Source organism: Arthrobacter sp. TmtSoilC77 (assembly GCF_059739415.1).
On record NZ_AP046050.1, the window covers coordinates 1,024,589 to 1,040,642 of the forward strand.

The following is a 16,054-nucleotide window of genomic DNA, read 5'->3' on the forward strand; positions in this document are numbered from 1 at the left end:
GGGAGGCGCTGTCCTAAGGGACTTCCTCCTGCGGCACCGGGATCCTGCGTTGGCGTTCACGCTGACCCTGCCGAAGTGCCAGCAGCGGAAACAGGAGCACGGAGAGCATGCCGGCTCCAACCAGTGCCGATGAGATTCCGCTTGAAATGAAGCCCTGATCCCTGCCAATGGCTGTGACGGCAACGATGATCGGCAGGCCGGTTGCCCCGAAAAGCATGATCGCCCGTTTCTCGGCGAACGTGGACCTTGGCGGGGCAGCAAGCATCGACGGCAGGCCCCGGATAATCAGCAGGAGGAGCACGAACAGCGGGACCATTGCCAGGGCTGACGGGCTGGACGTGAGCGCGCCGAGATCGAAATCTATGCCGGTATCGATGAAGAAGATGGGCACCAGGAACCCGAAGGCAACGGCATCGAGTTTGGTCTCGATCACCTTCCGGTCCCGTTCGGGTGCGCGCGCAATGGCCACTTTCCAGAGGACGCCTGCGGCGAATGCCCCCAGCAACATGTCCAGTCCCAGGACCATGCTCAGCACCACGAGCACGGTGAGGATGAACATGATGGAGCGGACAGCGAACTGGCCGCTGGTGTGGAGAGTCCGGGTGACCTGCGAGTGGAAGAGCGTGTGCCTCGCCTTGGAAGCCAGGAAAATCGCAATGCCGGCCAGGAGGACGAATCCGAGAAGCACCGCCGTGGCCGGTCCCAGCTGCCTGCCGCTGAAGAACAGCGAGATTGCAATCAGGGGACCAAACTCACCAGCTGCACCCAATGCCGTGACGGCGATACCCATCGGGGATCTTGATTCACCGGCATCACGAAGAATGGGCAGCAACGCCCCCAACGCCGTGGAGCACAGCGCCACCCCGATGATGACCGCGGCCTCCGGCGTGGGAGCCAACAGAAAGCCCGCTCCAACGCCCGCGGCCAACGAGATCAGCCATCCGGCAGAGGCGCGGATGGCGGGACGGCCCCGGATATCGGAAAAATCGATCTCGTTGCCGGCCACGAAGAAGAGCATCGCCAGCCCGAAATCAGCCAGGGTATCTGTGAACTGCGTGGATTCGATCCATCCCAACACGCTGGGACCCAGCAGGATTCCCAGGACGATCTCGAACACCACGAGCGGCACTTTGACCACCCGGTCAAGCAAGCGGACCGCCAGGGGCGCCGCCACAGCCAAGAGTGCGATCAGAACCAAGGATGTAGACAAGCCCTGCATCAGCGGTACCTCCGGTACCTCGGCCGCTTCTACCCCGGCCGCTTCGACGGAAAAGTATTCCAAAGCTACCGCCACACCTTCGATGACGCCATGATGCCGGACTCCCGGTAGGCGGCCAGAGTTATCCACAAACAGGAAGAAGCGCACGACGCCGGGTCCCGGCCCGCGTTAGTCTGGTTACCTCGGCTGAAGCAAGCGGCCGCAACACCCACTGTGCGGAGCCGTTTTCCAATGTCCGATGATCCAGACCTGGGCGCCCTTGCGGCGTCTTCCTTTTCCCTCCCCAAGCTCCGCCCCGGCCAACTCGCCGCCATGAATGCGCTCGCCGGCGGCCGCGACGTCCTGGCCGTCATGCCCACTGGGTACGGCAAATCAGCCACCTACCAAGTGGCAGCCAAGCACCTTTACAACCAAACCGGGCGCCCCGCCGTCGTGGTTTCTCCTTTGATTGCTTTGCAAGAGGACCAGCTGGACGGATTGAACGGGCAGCTGGGTGATGGCGTTGCCGTCGCCATCAACTCCTCCCGGAGCGACTCGGAAGTGGAAGACGCCTGGGAAGCGGCGGAGTCCGGCAAAGCCACTTTCGTGTTTCTGGCTCCCGAACAGTTGGCCAAACAGGAGACTGTGGACCGGATAGCCAAGCTGGACATCACCCTGTTCGTGGTGGACGAGGCCCACTGCGTCTCCTCTTGGGGCCATGACTTCCGCCCCGACTACCTCGATCTGGGAAATGTCCGCGAACGATTGGGAAACCCTCCAGTGGCGGCCCTTACCGCCACAGCCTCCCCGCCGGTGCGCGATGAAATTCTGGAACGGCTCGGCATGAAGGACCCGCTGGTCCTGGTCCGGGGCTTTGACCGGGCCAACATCCGTCTTGACGTGGTCCGGCATGAAGAAGACAAAGGCAAGCGAAAAGCAGTCCTGGAGCAGGTTGCCGCGCTCGCCAGCGGAGGCGAACGGGGCCTTCTGTACGCCGCCACGCGCAAGGACACGGAAAAGTACGCCACCAAACTGGCAAAGGAAGGACTCCGCGCGGAGGCTTACCACGCCGGTCGATCCGATGCTGACCGGGATCGCATCCATGAGCAGTTCCTGGACGATCAGCTGGACGTCGTGGTTGCCACAACGGCATTTGGCATGGGTATCAACAAACCCAACGTGCGGTTCGTCGTCCATGCCGACATTCCGGAATCCCTGGACGCCTACTACCAGGAAATAGGCCGTTCCGGACGCGACGGGAAACCGGCTGCTGCCACACTGCATTACCGCGAAGAGGATCTTGGCCTGCGGAAATTCTTCGGCACGCATTCACCGGACCCGGATTCGCTCCTGGCAGTCCTGAAGATCCTGAAAGCCGCAGGCGCTCCTGCCTCCAAGAGCGCGCTCGCGGAGCTGACCGGATTCCCCGTCCGTCGCCTCACCGGGCTCGTCAACCAGTTGGAGGAAGCCGGCGCTGTCACCACAGGCAAGCGCGGCATTCGCCTGGCATCCAAAGCCAAACTCCCGGCCCTGGTGGCACGCGCCGTCGAACTGGCCGAGGCCCGGCAGCGCGTTGACCAGTCCCGGCTGACGATGATGCGCGCCTATGCGGAGACGGACAGCTGCCGACGGCAGTTTCTGTTGGGCTATTTCGGTGAGGAACTTTCGGAGCCGTGCGGCAATTGTGATGTGTGCGCCGCTGCTTCCGGGGCTGTCGATGGCAACTCAAAGCGTCAAAGCCCAAATGAACAGCGGGCTGGCGAAAGCGACCCATTCCCGCTGCAGTCCGCTGTGATTCACAAGGAATGGGGGCCGGGTCTGGTGATGAGGCATGAGGACGACGTCATCACCGTCTTGTTCGAGCAGGAAGGGTACAAGACTCTCTCCCGCAGGGCAGTCGTGGAACACGAACTGCTGAAGCCTGCATAGCGCTACGAGGCTCAGTGTTTCAGGTGTTCAGCTCCAGCATCAGGGCGGGCAACTCGTCGGCGAGTTCGCGCGCAAGGAACCCGAGCGGACCCAGTTTGCTGGCCAAGCGGTCGGCTGCGGCGGCGTGCAGGTGGGTTCCCCAACAGGCAGCCTGCGCGCTTGTGGTCCCACGCGCCCGGAGACCGGTGATGGCACCGGCCAATACGTCTCCACTGCCTGAGGTACCCAAACCTCCGTACCCGGTGGTGATCTTCCACAGTTCAGGGTCCCCGGGGTCTTCTCCAGGTGGGCGTGCGATCACGCCCTGGCAGCTAACCACTGCGCCGTACTGCTCGGCGACGGCGGCAACGTCAGTTTCGAGGTGGTTTACGTCCCGTCCCAGCAGGACTCCAGCCTCAGTCGGGTTGGGAGTGAGGATCAACCGGCCCCGCCAAGGTTCCAACATCCCCTTTAGCTTCACCAGTCCGCCGAGGGCGAAGGCGTCGAGGACAACAGCCGGCCCTTCGCCTTTGAGTTCCTCCCGCTCCAACAACCTGGCGAGCAATTCCCCTGCCAGGTCCGAATCATCCAGGCCGGGCCCGACCAACACTGCGTCTGCCCGTTCCAAGTACCTTGAGATGACATCCAGCCCCTCACCGGTAACGGACCCATCGGCAGTTTCCGGCAAGCCCACCGCCCCGCACTCCGGGAACGCGACTCCCACCTGCACGGCCACCGATTCGGCCACAGCCAACGTAATCTTTCCGGCCCCCGCGCGGAGGGCGGCCATGCCGGCCAGGACGGTGGCGCCCGGAGTGGTTCGTGCGCCGCCGATGATCAGAACAGCGCCGCGTGAGTATTTATCTTCGCCCGGAGCGGGCAGCGGCCACTCACGCAGAAGCGATGGCGTCACTTGCGTGGGGCCGGGAGTACCGTTGAAATCACTGTGGGTGGACACTGGCATCTCCGGCATGCTCGGTGACCGTGACGCCCTGTTCGGTGAGATGATCGGCCACGTTGAAGCTCTCGAGCATCCATGGTCCAGCACCGGAGGGGCGCACGTACCGGGTAATTGATGCGTTCAGCACCGTTGTACTGGCGGCGAGATCCAGGATCTCGCGCTCGGACATCCCCTCCAGGACGTATCGGACCAGCAAGATCACTGCATCATGGCAAACGAGCATTACACGGTGTCCTCTTCCCAGGTTGTTGAGCTCGTCCAGGACGGATCGCAGGCGAAGCGCGACGTCAGCCCAGGATTCACCTCCGGGGGGCCTGTAGAACAGCTTGCCCAGCCACAGGCGCCGCTCGGCCTCATCGGGGTAACGCGTTTCCACGCCTAAGCGGGTGAGTCTGTCCAAAATGCCCAATTCCCGGTCGCGGAGGCGTTCATCCGTGTGGACTTTCAGGGGCCAGCCAGCTGTTTGAACAGCAATTTCCGCTGTCTGAAGGGCGCGTGCATAGGGGGAGGAGACCACCGTGTCCGGGCGGAACTCCTCCGCAATCCGGGACAGCGCAGTTCCCAATGCCTTGGCCTGATCCTGGCCGGTATCCGATAGGTTGACGTCCGGGTCCCTGGCGGGGACGTCAATGACCTCAGCCCGCGCCAGGCGGGCTTCCGTCGCGGCCACGTTGCCTTCACTTTCTCCATGCCGGACCAGCAGCAACTCAACAGCCCCGGCTTCCTGCACCGCCTCTGTCAGTTGCCTTGCCTTTGTCCGCTCGTCGTCCACGGAAACCCACTCCTCCCGCTGGTCCTTGCCGAATGCAGAACACTACCCACTGCGTACCCACGGGACCAGAGAATAAACGCACGACGGCGAGCTACCGTCCCAGCGTTGGCCGTCCACCCGCCGTCGAGCCTGAAAGACATTAGGGGACCCTCCGGTACTGTTGCCGGAACCCATGGTGAAGTAAGTTGCTCGCATGGAGGACTCATACCAAGTCATCGTGGTGGGTGCCGGATTTGCAGGCGTCGCGGCAGCCAAAAAACTCGGACGCAAGGGCGTACGCGTCCTGTTGATTGACTCGAACAATTACCACCAATTCCAGCCGCTCCTTTATCAACTGGCTACTTCCCAGATCGGGGTTTCAGCCATCACGCGGCCGCTGCGCTCCGTTTTCCGCCGCTATAAGACCGTCAAAATCCTGACGGCGGGTGTTGCCTCCATTGATGCCGCCCAACGGTCAGTTACTACTGCCGATGGCGTGACTTTGCGGGCGGACATCCTGGTCATTGCGGTAGGTGCCGTTCCCAACTTCTTCAACACACCAGGTGCCGGGGAACATGCTTTTCCGTTGTACTCCGTCACCGACGCCGCCAGGCTGGGCACCGCCATTACGCGCCTGCTGGATCAGGCCGACAGAAGCTCAGAAGGAATGGTAGACGTGGTGGTAGTGGGAGGAGGACCCACCGGCGTGGAGACCGCCGGGGCCATGGCAGAAAACGTGAAATACATGGTCCGCAAGTACTTCTCTCCCGAGCTCGCTGCCCGCTGCCGCGTGCACCTGGTGGACATGGTGCCGAGCGTGTTGAACATGTTCTCCACGAAGTCCCAGCGGTACGCCACCGAACGTCTTGGGAAGGTGGGCGTCCAGCTGCATATGGGAGTGGGCGTTACCGAAGTGCGAACAGATGGTGTGGCGCTGGCTGACGGGGGCTTCGTCCCCGCGCAGATCGTCGTTTGGGCAGGCGGTCTGAAGGCAGGAGACCTCATCAGCACTTCGGGACTGACACAGGGCAAAGGTGGGCGCGTCGATGTTCGTCCGGACCTGACCGCCCCGGATGTGGATGGTGTCTACGTCATCGGTGATGCAGCGAACATCACCGATTCCACTGGCGCCAGGTTGCCACAGCTCGGCTCGGTAGCCCAACAATCGGGAAAGTGGGCGGCGGCCAATATCCTTGCAGACCTGACTGACGGAAGCCGTACTCCCTTCCGCTACGTTGATAAGGGTTATATGGCCATGGTGGGTCGCGGTGCCGCCGTAGCAGAACTGGGCCGCAAGCGAATCCAGTTGCAGGGCCTTTTCGCGTTCTTGTCCTGGCTTCTGGTCCATCTGGCCCTCTTGTCCGGGGTCCAGCAGAAAGTCCGTGCACTATTTTCCTGGCTCAATGGATACCTCCTGCACAGCCCCGCGCAGGTGGTGGTCAGTGGGCCAACCGAGAAAGAGCTCCCTGGACTGACGCTTCCCGAAGTACGTCCGGCCCCATCAACCGATACGGGTCTGGAAAAGGAATAGGCTCACCCGGAGGTGGAACGCGCCCTCTGAACGAAATGTGCCACTAATCCCCACGCCATTAGAAGGAAGCCACAGTATCCCAACGGGGACGGGTTGATTGGTATGGCCAACAGCATCAGCAGCACTCCAACGGCGACAGCAAGAACGTGGCGGGCCCGCGGTTCATAGGGGCGACGCGCCGGGATTCCTGTTTCCAGTTGACGGGCCAAGTCCGGATCCTGGATGAAAAGTTCCCGTTCGAGTTGCTGCAGCACCCTGCGCTCCCGTTCGTTTAGGTGCATGGTTGTCCCTCCCATGTAGAGCTAAGGCTCCTCGGTGCGATCGGTGAGCCAACCGGTTCCTTCAAGGAATTCCAGCGGCACAATAAGCTAAGCATGCTTACTAAATGCTCCGCAAGGAAAATTTTCCGGACCCTCATTCCGGTCCGCGTCCACTTGGGGGACTGGCTACGATGGCAAGTAGGTACCCCGATCAAGGAGCACAATGTCACTGAAAGATCGCCTCAAAGAAGACGTCGTAGGCCACATGAAGGCGGGCAACAAGACAGCGCTCACCACCGTGCGGAATGTCCTGGGCGAGATCACCACCCGGGAGAAATCGGGCAAAACGCCCATCGAGTTGGACGATGCGCAGGTTACGTCACTACTTCAAAAGGAAGCTGCCAAGCGCCGGGATACCGCACGCATCTACACCGAGGCCGGGGAAGCAGACAGGGCAGCCGCCGAAGTTGCGGAGGCTGAGATCATCGAGGCGTACCTCCCCAAGGCCCTCAGCCGGGAAGAAGTAGAGGGCATCGTCGACGAAACCATCGCAGCTTTGAAAGCCGACGGGCAGGAACTGTCAATGCGTTCCATCGGCGCCGTCATGAAGCCGGTCACGGCCAAGGTTGCAGGACGCTTCGACGGCAAGACCGTCAGTGAGATCGTGCGGGGCCGCCTGGGCTAGGGCCGCCTAGGACCCGCTGGCTGGCTCGCCCCCGGCGTGACGCTGACGAAAATGTGGACATGCTTCCCCTCATCGCAGAAAATGTTGGTGACATGTTTGCAGGTCGCGACACGAGTCAGCCGTTCCCAAGCAGCCACCGCAAAGTATCGGCATTGCGCACGGCGTTGCCACCGCCGTCGTTGTTGAAGTAGGCGTACACGTCCTTGCCCGTGCTGTTCCACTCACGGATCTGATCCGCCCACCACCGAAGATCCTCCTCCGAATACGAGCCCCCGTACAGGTGATGGGGGTCCGGTCCGTGAAGCCGGACGTAAACGAAGGGTGCCGTGGCCCGGAGGATGCACGGCAGATTGGCCCCGCTCATGATGCAGTAGGCGGCCTCGTGGCGTTCAAGCAACGCGTATACGTCAGGGTGGTCCCAGGTATCGTGCCGGAACTCCACCGCCACGCGAATCCAATGCGGCAAGGCTGCCAGGAAGTAGTCGAGCCGGGCATCATCGCGGGCAAAATCAGGAGGAAGCTGGACAAGCAGCACAGCCCTTTTGTCGCCCAGTTCATGCCAGCAACGGGTGATCCGTTCCACCCAAACTTCAGGGCTGTACAGCTTTTTCCCATGTGTGAGGCCGCGCGGTGCCTTGACCGACATCGCAAATCCAGCCGGCAGGCGATCATGCCAGCTTTTGAATGCGGTGTCCCGCGGCCAGCGGTAAAAACTCGCGTTGAGCTCAACCGTGTCGAACCGTGCCACGTAGTGCGCCAGGCGCTTGGCCGTGGGCAGACCCGGCGGGTAGAGCACATTTTCCCAATGGTCGTAGCTCCAGCCGGACGTACCGATGCGGATACTCATGCTGTGGATGGTAGTCCCGGCGAACGCAAAAAATGCGTCATTTCACGCGTCGGGTGGGGCGTCCGGAGGCCACGATCAATGCTCGGATGCTCTTCTGCTCAGGACTTGATCCCAGCCCTGGCAATCAACGCCTGGAGATCTTCGGCAACCTTGGCCACCTCGCGCTGCCGAGCGTTCCGTGTCGACTTGGCCGCGTGCGTGGCGGGCCGGGTGGCGCCGGGAGAAATGCGTGTCCGGGGATCGCGACGGAACGCGCCATCGCGTCCAATCCTTGGATCACGCACGGGGGCGTCGGCGGTGACGCGGCCCTGAAGGGGGTCGTGGAAAAGTGGGATGTTCATGGTCCATTCCGGGGTATCAGGATGTGAACTTTGATCCTGACATATGCCCGAACGCCGCGATATGGACAGGTGCCTACCTTCACCCTGAACCACTGTGCACATGTCCATGCCGACACTGGGGTACTACCTGGTGGCGGGCTACGCCGTCGTCTCAGCCGTTTGGCCGCGATGTGCCGTCCCCAGCGGTCAGGTAGAGCGTCCGCGAGTGACCGGGGGATGAGTGGGCCCCATCCTAGCCCCAGAGGGCCTTCCTGAGCAGCGCCTTGAGTTGGGTCGCCTCAGCGTTGCTCAGCGAAGACAGCTGTACTTGCTCGCACGCGTCCAGGGCCGAGCGAGCCTTCGTGTGGATCCGCCGGCCTTCAGCCGTGGAAACGATGATCTTGGCACGCCTGTCCTGCTTGCCCTGAGCGCGTTCCACCAGGCCGCGGTGCTCGAGGTCGTCCACCAGGCTGACTACTTGGCTGGGGTCGAGGCTGAGGAAGTCGGCGAGTTCGCGCTGGGTGGGTTCCAGGCCGCTGCAGGCCAGCGTCAACACTGAGAACGACCTTTCGCGCAACCCGTAGTCCGCCAGCGCCTTGTTGTTGAGGACCGAGCCTGTTGCGTGCAGCTTGGCAAGCAACAAGCCGACGTCGTTGCCGATTTTGGCGGACGCGAGGCGCGGGGTCTCAACTTCGGTGCTTTGCAGGCCCATGACAACTCCAATAGTAAACAAAATCAATCATTGACTTTTACAATGATCCGTATTCTCATTGATCATGACAAGGATCTCACGACGCAGTGGGATCGGCCCCACCGGCTCCGGCCGGTGACTGCATGCGAAGGAGCACGCCATGAGCTTGAACGGCAAGGTTGCAATTGTTACTGGGAGCGGGCAGGGTCTTGGCCTTGCTTACGCGAGGGAGCTCGCCCGCCAGGGTGCCGCCGTCGTTGTTAATGACGTCAATGCCGGGATGGCGGCGCAGGCCGTCGCACAGATTGAGGCCGACGGCGGCCGGGCCACCGCTGTTGTGGTTCCGGTGGGCACTACGGACGCCGCCAAGGCGCTCGTGGCAGGTGCCGTTGAGGCATTCGGCCGGTTGGACATCCTGGTCACCAATGCCGGCATCCTGCGCGACAAGAGCCTGCTGAAAATGACCGATGAAGACTTTGACCTGGTGATCAACGTTCACCTTCGCGGAACTTTCACGTGCGTCCGGGAAGCATTCGCTTACTTCAAGGAAAACAACATTCCCGGCCGCATCATCACCATCGGCTCCCCGACAGGCCAGCGCGGCACCTTCGGCCAGACCAACTACGCCGCTGCCAAGGCCGGGATCGTGGGCATGGTCCGCACCTGGGCACTGGAAATGAAGAAGGCCGGCGTCACGGTAAACTCCGTGATCCCAGTGGCCGCCACTGCCATGACCAAGACCGTCCCGTACTTCCAGAAGGCCGTGGAGGCGGATGAACGTGGCGAGTCCATGCCGTCCTTCTTCCGTCACGACCTCGGTTTCGGAACCGCGGATGACGTCGCCGGGCTGATTGCGTTCCTGGCCTCTGATGAGGCTGCGGGCATCACCGGTCAGGCCATCGGTGCCGGCGGTGACCGGCTTCAGGTCTGGACGCACCCGACGGCGGCAACCACCGAATACCGCGACGGAGGCTGGAGCTACGAAGCCCTGTGCGAAAACGCCGGGTCCCTCTTCGGAGCGAACGCGTTGCAGGGCTACGGCGAGGAATTCCTGCCGTTGCCCGCCGAACTGCAGCCCGAACCAGTACAGGCCCGCTGATCATGACCCGTTACGAACCTGGCATCGACGCCGCCAAGCTCGATGCGATCGACATGCACGTCCACCTCGAAGTGGACAGTTGCGGCCACGGCTCCCTTCCGGACGCGCTCACTGAGGCCTCCGCGAAGTACTTCAAGGCCGAGGACCGTACACCGTCACTGGACAGGATCGCCGAAGTGTACCGCGAACTGAACATGGCCGCCGTCGTCTTTACTGTCGACGCACGGACGCAGCTCAAGCACGAACCCAACAGCATCCCCGAACTGATCGAGGGAGCCGCCCGGAACAACGACGTGCTGATCCCGTTCGGCAGCGTGGACCCCCGCACGGGGGAGGACGCAATCGCCGGAGCCAAGCACCAGGCTATTGAACTCGGCGCCCGCGGTTTCAAATTCCACCCCTCACTGCAGGGTTTTGACCCGTCCAACGAGCAGTTCTACCCGCTCTGGGAAACGCTGCAGGAGTTGGGGTTGCCGTCTATTTTCCACACGGGCCAGAACGGCATGGGCGCCGGTCTTCCTGGCGGGTACGGCATCAAGCTGGCATTCTCCAACCCGCTGCTGCTGGATGCTGTGGCGGCGGATTTCCCGGGCCTGCAGATCATCATGGCCCACCCATCGGTGCCCTGGCAGGACGAGGCCAACTCCATCGCCACGCACAAGTCCAACGTGTTTATCGATCTGTCCGGGTGGTCGCCCAAGTACTTCCCGGAGTCCCTGGTTCGCCTTTCAAACTCGGTGCTCCAGGACAAGGTGCTGTTCGGCACGGACTTCCCACTCATCACTCCGCAGAAATGGCTCGGCGCGTTTGAGGATCTTCCCCTGAAGGACGAGGTTCGTCCGAAGATTCTCAAGGAGAACGCTGTCCGGCTGCTCGGTTTGGATGGTTGAGATGTCCACCACGGCGCTGGAACAACGGCTTTACGCCGCTGCTGATTGGTATGACTCCGAATCCCTCCTCACGGACGACGAACGCCACGTCCTGGCCCGGCTCCGGGATTTCCTTTCGCAGGAGGCCAAGCCGTTGCTGGCCGATTATTGGGAGCGGGGCGAGTTCCCGGAGCAGTTGGCGCAGCCTTTGATCGATCTCAACCTCATGGAACCGTTCGAGGCGCCCGCCCGGGGAATTTACCACGGCTTCCGGATCTTCGAACTTGCCCGAACCGATGCTTCCCTGGCCACTTGGTACACAGCCCACGCCGGGCTGTTCCGTACAGCCATCCGCGTCGGTGCTTCCGAGCCCCAACAAAAGGAATGGATGCCAAAGGTTATCGACTTCTCGCTCAAAGGCGTCTTCTCGCTGACCGAGCCGGAGCACGGCTCGGACATCGCCGGAGGGCTGTCCACCACAGCGCGCTTTGATGCAGATCTCGACGGCGGCAGCTGGGTTTTGGAAGGCGCGAAGCGTTGGATCGGGGGAGCCTCGACTGCCGACGTGCTGTGCGTGTTCGCCCGGGATGTAGCAGATGGGCAGGTCAAAGCGTTCTTGGTGGACCGCACCGCGCCCGGGGTCAGCCTGGCGAAGATCGGCGGCAAGACGTCATTGCGGATGATGCAGAACGCCCACATCACCCTGGAAAACGTCCGGGTTCCAGAGGCCATGCGCCTTCACAACGTGAACTCGTTCAAGGATGTGGCTGCCATGCTCCGGGCGATGCGCTCGGATGTTGCATGGATCGCCACCGGCATCCAAGCCGGCGCGTTCGAAGCAGCGCTGGCATACGTCAACGAACGCCAACAGTTCGGACGCCCATTGGGGTCCTTCCAGTTGGTGCAGGAGAAGTTGGCCCGCATGCTCGGAAACATTACGGCTTCGATCTCGCTCGTGGTCCGGCTAACGGAACAACAGAGCAGTGGAATCTACCGGGACCAGGATTCAGCCCTGGCGAAAATGCAGACCAGTTTGTTCATGCGTGAAACCGTCGCGCTCGCCCGCGAAGTGGTGGGCGGCAACGGCATCACACTCGCCTCCGACGTCGCCCGGTTCCATGCCGACGCCGAAGCCGTCTATTCCTACGAGGGCACCCACGAAATCAACGCCCTGATCGTCGGCCGCGCCCTCACGGGCGCCAGTGCCTTTACCAGATAGTCCAGCGCCTTCACCCACTAGCCGCACTCTTTACAACCAACAAATACCAGGAGGCAACGATGCCCAATCTCGTCGTCGATTTCGACACCCTGCCCACCATGACCGGCAAGGACCTAGGCACTACCGATTACCGCGAAATCACGCAGCAGCAGATCAACCTGTTCGCTGATGCCACGGACGATCAGCAATGGATCCACGTTGATCCCGAGCGCGCCAAGGACGGCCCGTTCGGTGCGCCCATCGCCCACGGTTTCCTGACGCTTTCCCTGATCATCCCGTTCTGGGGCGAGCTGTTCGACGTCGACGGCGTCACCACCAAACTGAACTACGGACTGGACAAAGTGCGCTTCACTTCCCCGGTCAAGGTGGGCTCCAAGGTGCGCATGCAGGCCACTATCGCCGAAGTCACCGAGGTCAAGGGCGGCGCCCAGATCAAGGTCAACGCCACCATCGAGATCGAAGGCCAGGAACGCCCCGCCGTCGTGGCCGAGTTCCTCGCCCGCTTCTACAAGTAGGAACCCCGTTTTACAAGAAAGACTCCCCACCCCTCCTCCCCAAGAACAGCCATGTCAGGACACACTGCGCTCGCACCTCTGAGCACGGCCGCCAAGCGCAAAGAAGCGCGCACGGTCATCTTGTCCAGCTATCTGGGCAGCACCATCGAGTTCTACGACTTCCTGCTGTACGCAACGGCCGCGGCCGTTGCCTTCCCCAAGGTCTTCTTCGCCGGCACGGATGAATGGGTGGGCGTCGTCGCCGCCTACGCAACCTTCGCCGCCGGTTACGTAGCAAGACCCTTGGGCGGCATCATCTTCGGCCACTTCGGTGACCGGATCGGCCGCAAGGGCATGCTCATCGTGTCCATGGCAATGATGGGCATCGCCTCCACGCTCATCGGCCTGATTCCCGGCGCCAGCGTGATCGGCCCGTGGGGTGCGGTCATCCTGGTGGTCCTGCGGGTCTGCCAGGGCATCGCGGTTGGTGGCGAATGGGGCGGGGCCGCGCTGATGGCGCTGGAGCACTCCGATCCCAAGCGACGTGGCTTCGCGGCATCGTTCGTCAATGCCGGTGCGCCTACCGGAGCCGTGCTTGGCACCGTAGTGATGGGCATCTTCTCAGCACTGCCGCAGGACGCCTTCCTGGCGTGGGGATGGCGGGTGCCGTTCCTGCTGTCCTTCGTTCTCCTGATTGTGGGCATGTTCGTTCGGCTGCGAGTCTCGGAAAGCCCGATTTTCGCCGAGGCAGTAGCCAAGGAAGATACCCAAACCACCAAGCGCAAGATCCCGCTGCTTGAAGTGCTGCGCCGCCCCAAGGCATTGATCATGATCATGTTCGCAGGTGCCGCGGGCTTCGGCCTTCAAGTTGTGCTGCCCACGTTCTCCGTGACCTACGCAGTGTCCAAGGGTGCACCCCAACAGGGCGTGCTTTATGCCTTCGCGGGAGCCTCGGCCATCTCCATCATGTTCGTTCTTCTAGGCGGAAGGCTGTCCGACCGATTCGGGCGGCGGCCGGTCATGGTGACGGGCTTGGCGTTGTTCATCGCCTACCTGTTCCCCATGTTCGGGATGCTCGGTTCCGGGAATGTCGGCCTGATCTTCCTGGCCTTCACTGTGGCGCTCGTCCTGCACTCGTCCTTGTACGGGCCACTGGCAGCGTTTGTGTCGGAGCAGTTTGGGACCACGTCCCGCTACACCGGTGCCGCTGTCGGATACCAGTTGGCCACGCTGATAGGTGCCGGCTTCACCCCCGGCATCATCGCAGGCCTGTACAAGGACTCCGGCCAGAGCATCGTCCCGGTGGTGGTGTTCCTGTCAGTCATGGCACTGGTGTCGATTGTGTTCATCCTGCTGACGCGGGAGTCTAAGAATAACGACCTCACCTCGGTCAGTTAGGAGCACTGCAAACATGGACAACAACGGAGTTGGTTCCTGGCTGCACCGTCGCCGGATCAAGTCGGGACCCAAGACGGCACTCATATCCGGGGCACGCACGCTGAGCTACGGCGAACTCGCCGACCGGACAGACCGGCTGGCAAACGCCCTCAAGGACAGAGGAGTGGCCAAGGGAGACAGAGTCGCTTTCCTCGGCGAGAATCATCCTTCCTTCGTGGAGACCTTCTTCGCCTGTGGGCTGCTCGGCGCGATCTTCGTTCCGCTGAACACCCGGCTCGCCGCCCCCGAATTGCAGTTCCAACTCCAGGACTCCGGGTCACGGCTCCTGGTCAACGCCGAGGCCCTGGAGACCCTGGCGACCTCTGCCGTCGAAGAAACCCCGGTGACCCATCGCCTGGTGGTGGCCGCCGACGACGCCACGGAAGTTTCCCCTGCAAAGCTGCCATCCGGCGTCGAACGCTATGACGAAGTGCTTCAAGCGGCGGCCTCGACGCCGCAGGACGAGGCCGTCAGCCTGGACGACGGCGCCATGATCCTCTACACCTCAGGAACCACCGGCAAGCCCAAGGGCGCCCTGTTGACGCACGGGAACATCACCTGGAACTGCATCAACACCGTAGTGGACATGGACCTGAACCGGAACGACGTCGCCCTGATGATCTCGCCACTGTTCCACGTGGCCTCTTTGGACATGGGTTTGCTGCCCATGCTGCTCAAGGGAGCAACGGTGGTGCTGGAAACCAAGTTCGAGGCCGGCAAGGTGCTGGGACTCATCGGGCAACATGGGGTCACCACGCTCAACGGAGTCCCCACCACGTTCCAGATGCTCTGCGACCATCCTGAATGGCCGACGGCGGACCTTGGCTCCCTGGACAAGCTCACCTGTGGTGGTTCGGCGGTTCCTCGGCGGGTCCTGGATGCCTACGAGGAGCGCGGCATTGGCTTCACGAGTTGTTACGGCATGACTGAGGCGGCGCCCGGAGCCACCATGCTGCCTGTCTCAAGGTCCAAGGACAAAGCTGGATCTGCCGGCTTGCCCCAGTTCTTCACCGACGTCCGTATCACCGATCCCCTGGGCGGGCCCACGCCTGCCGGGCACGTCGGTGAGATCCAGATCTCCGGGCCCAACGTGATCAAGGAGTACTGGAACCGCCCTGACGCCACGGCGGAAAGCTACGCTGATGCCCGCTGGTTCCGGTCCGGCGACATGGGCTTCCAAGACGACGAGGGCTTCCTGTTCATTTCGGACCGCATGAAGGACATGATCATTTCAGGTGGCGAGAACATCTACCCTGCGGAAGTCGAAGCCGCGATCGCCGAACTCGATTCCGTGGGGAGCGTCGCTGTGATCGGCATCGAGGACCCCAAATGGGGCGAGGTGCCGCGAGCCATCGTCACCCTGCGGGAGGGTGCCTCGCTCAGCGAAGAGCAGCTGCGCTCGCACTTGGAAGGGCGGCTTGCGCGCTACAAGATCCCCAAATCCGTAGTGTTCGTTGACGAAATGCCGCGAACGGCCAGCGGGAAGATCCGCAAAATGGAGCTACGAAAGCAATTCGCGTCCTGACCCCGGTTGTTCTCTCACGTCTTGTTGTATGTGAGAGAGCGTTGGCTCGAAAGGGTTGGTATGTGAGAGAGCGTTGGCTCTAAAGGGTTGGTATGTGAGAGAGCGTTGGCTCTAAAGGGTTGGTATGTGAGAGAGCGTTGGCTCTAAAGGGTTGGTATGTGAGAGAGCGTTGGCTCTAAAGGGTTGGTATGTGAGAGAGGGATTGGGGCGACATAATCCGTCAACGGACTAAATCCCGGTTAATTTTGTCCATCGACCT

The 16,054-nt window shown here is 62.0% G+C and carries 16 protein-coding genes; 9 read left to right on the forward strand and 7 right to left on the reverse strand.

Annotated features, from left to right (window positions below):
• Positions 1 to 13 precede the first annotated feature (13 nt).
• Complete coding sequence (locus AC6I99_RS04840) at positions 14 to 1,366, reverse strand: cation:proton antiporter (RefSeq protein ID WP_497960542.1); 1,353 nt, start codon at positions 1,364 to 1,366, stop codon at positions 14 to 16.
• A gap of 84 nt (positions 1,367 to 1,450) precedes the next feature.
• Between AC6I99_RS04840 and AC6I99_RS04845 the strand changes: the two genes are divergently transcribed.
• Complete coding sequence (locus tag AC6I99_RS04845) at positions 1,451 to 3,127, forward strand: RecQ family ATP-dependent DNA helicase (RefSeq protein WP_497960544.1); 1,677 nt, start codon at positions 1,451 to 1,453, stop codon at positions 3,125 to 3,127.
• Between the two features lie 19 nt (positions 3,128 to 3,146).
• Here AC6I99_RS04845 and AC6I99_RS04850 read toward each other — a convergent pair whose 3' ends face one another.
• Positions 3,147 to 4,070, reverse strand: coding sequence for an NAD(P)H-hydrate dehydratase (locus AC6I99_RS04850; protein WP_497961932.1), 924 nt, complete (start codon positions 4,068 to 4,070; stop codon positions 3,147 to 3,149).
• Positions 4,048 to 4,839 (reverse strand): histidine phosphatase family protein, encoded by a 792-nt coding sequence (locus AC6I99_RS04855; RefSeq protein ID WP_497960546.1) that lies wholly within the window; start codon positions 4,837 to 4,839, stop codon positions 4,048 to 4,050. Before AC6I99_RS04855 ends, AC6I99_RS04850 begins: the two co-directional genes overlap by 23 nt.
• A gap of 193 nt (positions 4,840 to 5,032) precedes the next feature.
• On the opposite strand from AC6I99_RS04855, the gene AC6I99_RS04860 reads away from it, so the two are divergent.
• Complete coding sequence (locus tag AC6I99_RS04860) at positions 5,033 to 6,349, forward strand: NAD(P)/FAD-dependent oxidoreductase (protein ID WP_497960548.1); 1,317 nt, start codon at positions 5,033 to 5,035, stop codon at positions 6,347 to 6,349.
• A gap of 2 nt (positions 6,350 to 6,351) precedes the next feature.
• Here AC6I99_RS04860 and AC6I99_RS04865 read toward each other — a convergent pair whose 3' ends face one another.
• On the reverse strand, positions 6,352 to 6,645 hold the full coding sequence (locus AC6I99_RS04865; RefSeq protein WP_497960549.1) for a DUF3040 domain-containing protein: 294 nt from the start codon (positions 6,643 to 6,645) through the stop codon (positions 6,352 to 6,354).
• Between the two features lie 187 nt (positions 6,646 to 6,832).
• Between AC6I99_RS04865 and AC6I99_RS04870 the strand changes: the two genes are divergently transcribed.
• Entirely contained in the window at positions 6,833 to 7,294 is a 462-nt protein-coding gene (locus AC6I99_RS04870) for a GatB/YqeY domain-containing protein (protein WP_224166529.1), read from the forward strand.
• A 115-nt stretch (positions 7,295 to 7,409) separates the two neighbouring features.
• On the opposite strand, the gene AC6I99_RS04875 is transcribed toward AC6I99_RS04870, so the two are convergent.
• The 3 genes from AC6I99_RS04875 to AC6I99_RS04885 all read right to left on the reverse strand — a co-directional run bounded on the left by AC6I99_RS04875 (position 7,410) and on the right by AC6I99_RS04885 (position 9,173).
• On the reverse strand, positions 7,410 to 8,141 hold the full coding sequence (locus AC6I99_RS04875) for a DUF72 domain-containing protein (protein ID WP_497960551.1): 732 nt from the start codon (positions 8,139 to 8,141) through the stop codon (positions 7,410 to 7,412).
• A 98-nt stretch (positions 8,142 to 8,239) separates the two neighbouring features.
• Positions 8,240 to 8,482 (reverse strand): hypothetical protein, encoded by a 243-nt coding sequence (locus tag AC6I99_RS04880; protein WP_224093584.1) that lies wholly within the window; start codon positions 8,480 to 8,482, stop codon positions 8,240 to 8,242.
• 232 nt (positions 8,483 to 8,714) lie between these two features.
• On the reverse strand, positions 8,715 to 9,173 hold the full coding sequence (locus AC6I99_RS04885) for a MarR family winged helix-turn-helix transcriptional regulator (protein ID WP_497960552.1): 459 nt from the start codon (positions 9,171 to 9,173) through the stop codon (positions 8,715 to 8,717).
• A gap of 139 nt (positions 9,174 to 9,312) precedes the next feature.
• Between AC6I99_RS04885 and AC6I99_RS04890 the strand changes: the two genes are divergently transcribed.
• Genes AC6I99_RS04890 through AC6I99_RS04915 form a run of 6 tightly spaced genes read left to right on the forward strand, consistent with a single transcriptional unit; the run spans position 9,313 to position 15,795 of the window.
• A complete protein-coding gene (locus tag AC6I99_RS04890) occupies positions 9,313 to 10,251 on the forward strand; it encodes an SDR family NAD(P)-dependent oxidoreductase (RefSeq protein ID WP_497960553.1) in 939 nt (312 codons plus the stop codon).
• Positions 10,251 to 11,141 carry an amidohydrolase family protein gene (locus AC6I99_RS04895; RefSeq protein ID WP_497961933.1) on the forward strand — a complete coding sequence of 297 codons (891 nt, stop codon included), beginning with the start codon at positions 10,251 to 10,253 and terminating at the stop codon, positions 11,139 to 11,141. The genes AC6I99_RS04890 and AC6I99_RS04895 overlap by 1 nt, the downstream gene beginning before the upstream one ends.
• A gap of 1 nt (position 11,142) precedes the next feature.
• Positions 11,143 to 12,339, forward strand: a complete 1,197-nt coding sequence (locus AC6I99_RS04900) for an acyl-CoA dehydrogenase family protein (RefSeq protein ID WP_497960554.1) — start codon at positions 11,143 to 11,145, stop codon at positions 12,337 to 12,339.
• Positions 12,340 to 12,398: 59 nt separating this feature from the next.
• Positions 12,399 to 12,854 carry a MaoC family dehydratase gene (locus AC6I99_RS04905; RefSeq protein WP_224093597.1) on the forward strand — a complete coding sequence of 152 codons (456 nt, stop codon included), beginning with the start codon at positions 12,399 to 12,401 and terminating at the stop codon, positions 12,852 to 12,854.
• Between the two features lie 51 nt (positions 12,855 to 12,905).
• Positions 12,906 to 14,231, forward strand: coding sequence for an MFS transporter (locus AC6I99_RS04910; RefSeq protein WP_497960556.1), 1,326 nt, complete (start codon positions 12,906 to 12,908; stop codon positions 14,229 to 14,231).
• 13 nt (positions 14,232 to 14,244) lie between these two features.
• Positions 14,245 to 15,795, forward strand: a complete 1,551-nt coding sequence (locus tag AC6I99_RS04915; protein ID WP_497960557.1) for an acyl-CoA synthetase — start codon at positions 14,245 to 14,247, stop codon at positions 15,793 to 15,795.
• Positions 15,796 to 16,054 lie beyond the last annotated feature (259 nt).

What these genes read in the sequence shown, in the direction of transcription:
- AC6I99_RS04845 (WP_497960544.1), top strand. Translation starts at nt 1,451, where the DNA reads ATGTCCGATGATCCAGACCTGGGCGCCCTTGCGGCGTCTTCCTTTTCC.
- AC6I99_RS04850 (WP_497961932.1), bottom strand. Translation starts at nt 4,070, where the DNA reads ATGCCAGTGTCCACCCACAGTGATTTCAACGGTACTCCCGGCCCCACG.
- AC6I99_RS04860 (WP_497960548.1), top strand. Translation starts at nt 5,033, where the DNA reads ATGGAGGACTCATACCAAGTCATCGTGGTGGGTGCCGGATTTGCAGGC.
- AC6I99_RS04865 (WP_497960549.1), bottom strand. Translation starts at nt 6,645, where the DNA reads ATGGGAGGGACAACCATGCACCTAAACGAACGGGAGCGCAGGGTGCTG.
- AC6I99_RS04870 (WP_224166529.1), top strand. Translation starts at nt 6,833, where the DNA reads ATGTCACTGAAAGATCGCCTCAAAGAAGACGTCGTAGGCCACATGAAG.
- AC6I99_RS04875 (WP_497960551.1), bottom strand. Translation starts at nt 8,141, where the DNA reads ATGAGTATCCGCATCGGTACGTCCGGCTGGAGCTACGACCATTGGGAA.
- AC6I99_RS04880 (WP_224093584.1), bottom strand. Translation starts at nt 8,482, where the DNA reads ATGAACATCCCACTTTTCCACGACCCCCTTCAGGGCCGCGTCACCGCC.
- AC6I99_RS04885 (WP_497960552.1), bottom strand. Translation starts at nt 9,173, where the DNA reads ATGGGCCTGCAAAGCACCGAAGTTGAGACCCCGCGCCTCGCGTCCGCC.
- AC6I99_RS04890 (WP_497960553.1), top strand. Translation starts at nt 9,313, where the DNA reads ATGAGCTTGAACGGCAAGGTTGCAATTGTTACTGGGAGCGGGCAGGGT.
- AC6I99_RS04900 (WP_497960554.1), top strand. Translation starts at nt 11,143, where the DNA reads ATGTCCACCACGGCGCTGGAACAACGGCTTTACGCCGCTGCTGATTGG.
- AC6I99_RS04905 (WP_224093597.1), top strand. Translation starts at nt 12,399, where the DNA reads ATGCCCAATCTCGTCGTCGATTTCGACACCCTGCCCACCATGACCGGC.
- AC6I99_RS04910 (WP_497960556.1), top strand. Translation starts at nt 12,906, where the DNA reads ATGTCAGGACACACTGCGCTCGCACCTCTGAGCACGGCCGCCAAGCGC.
- AC6I99_RS04915 (WP_497960557.1), top strand. Translation starts at nt 14,245, where the DNA reads ATGGACAACAACGGAGTTGGTTCCTGGCTGCACCGTCGCCGGATCAAG.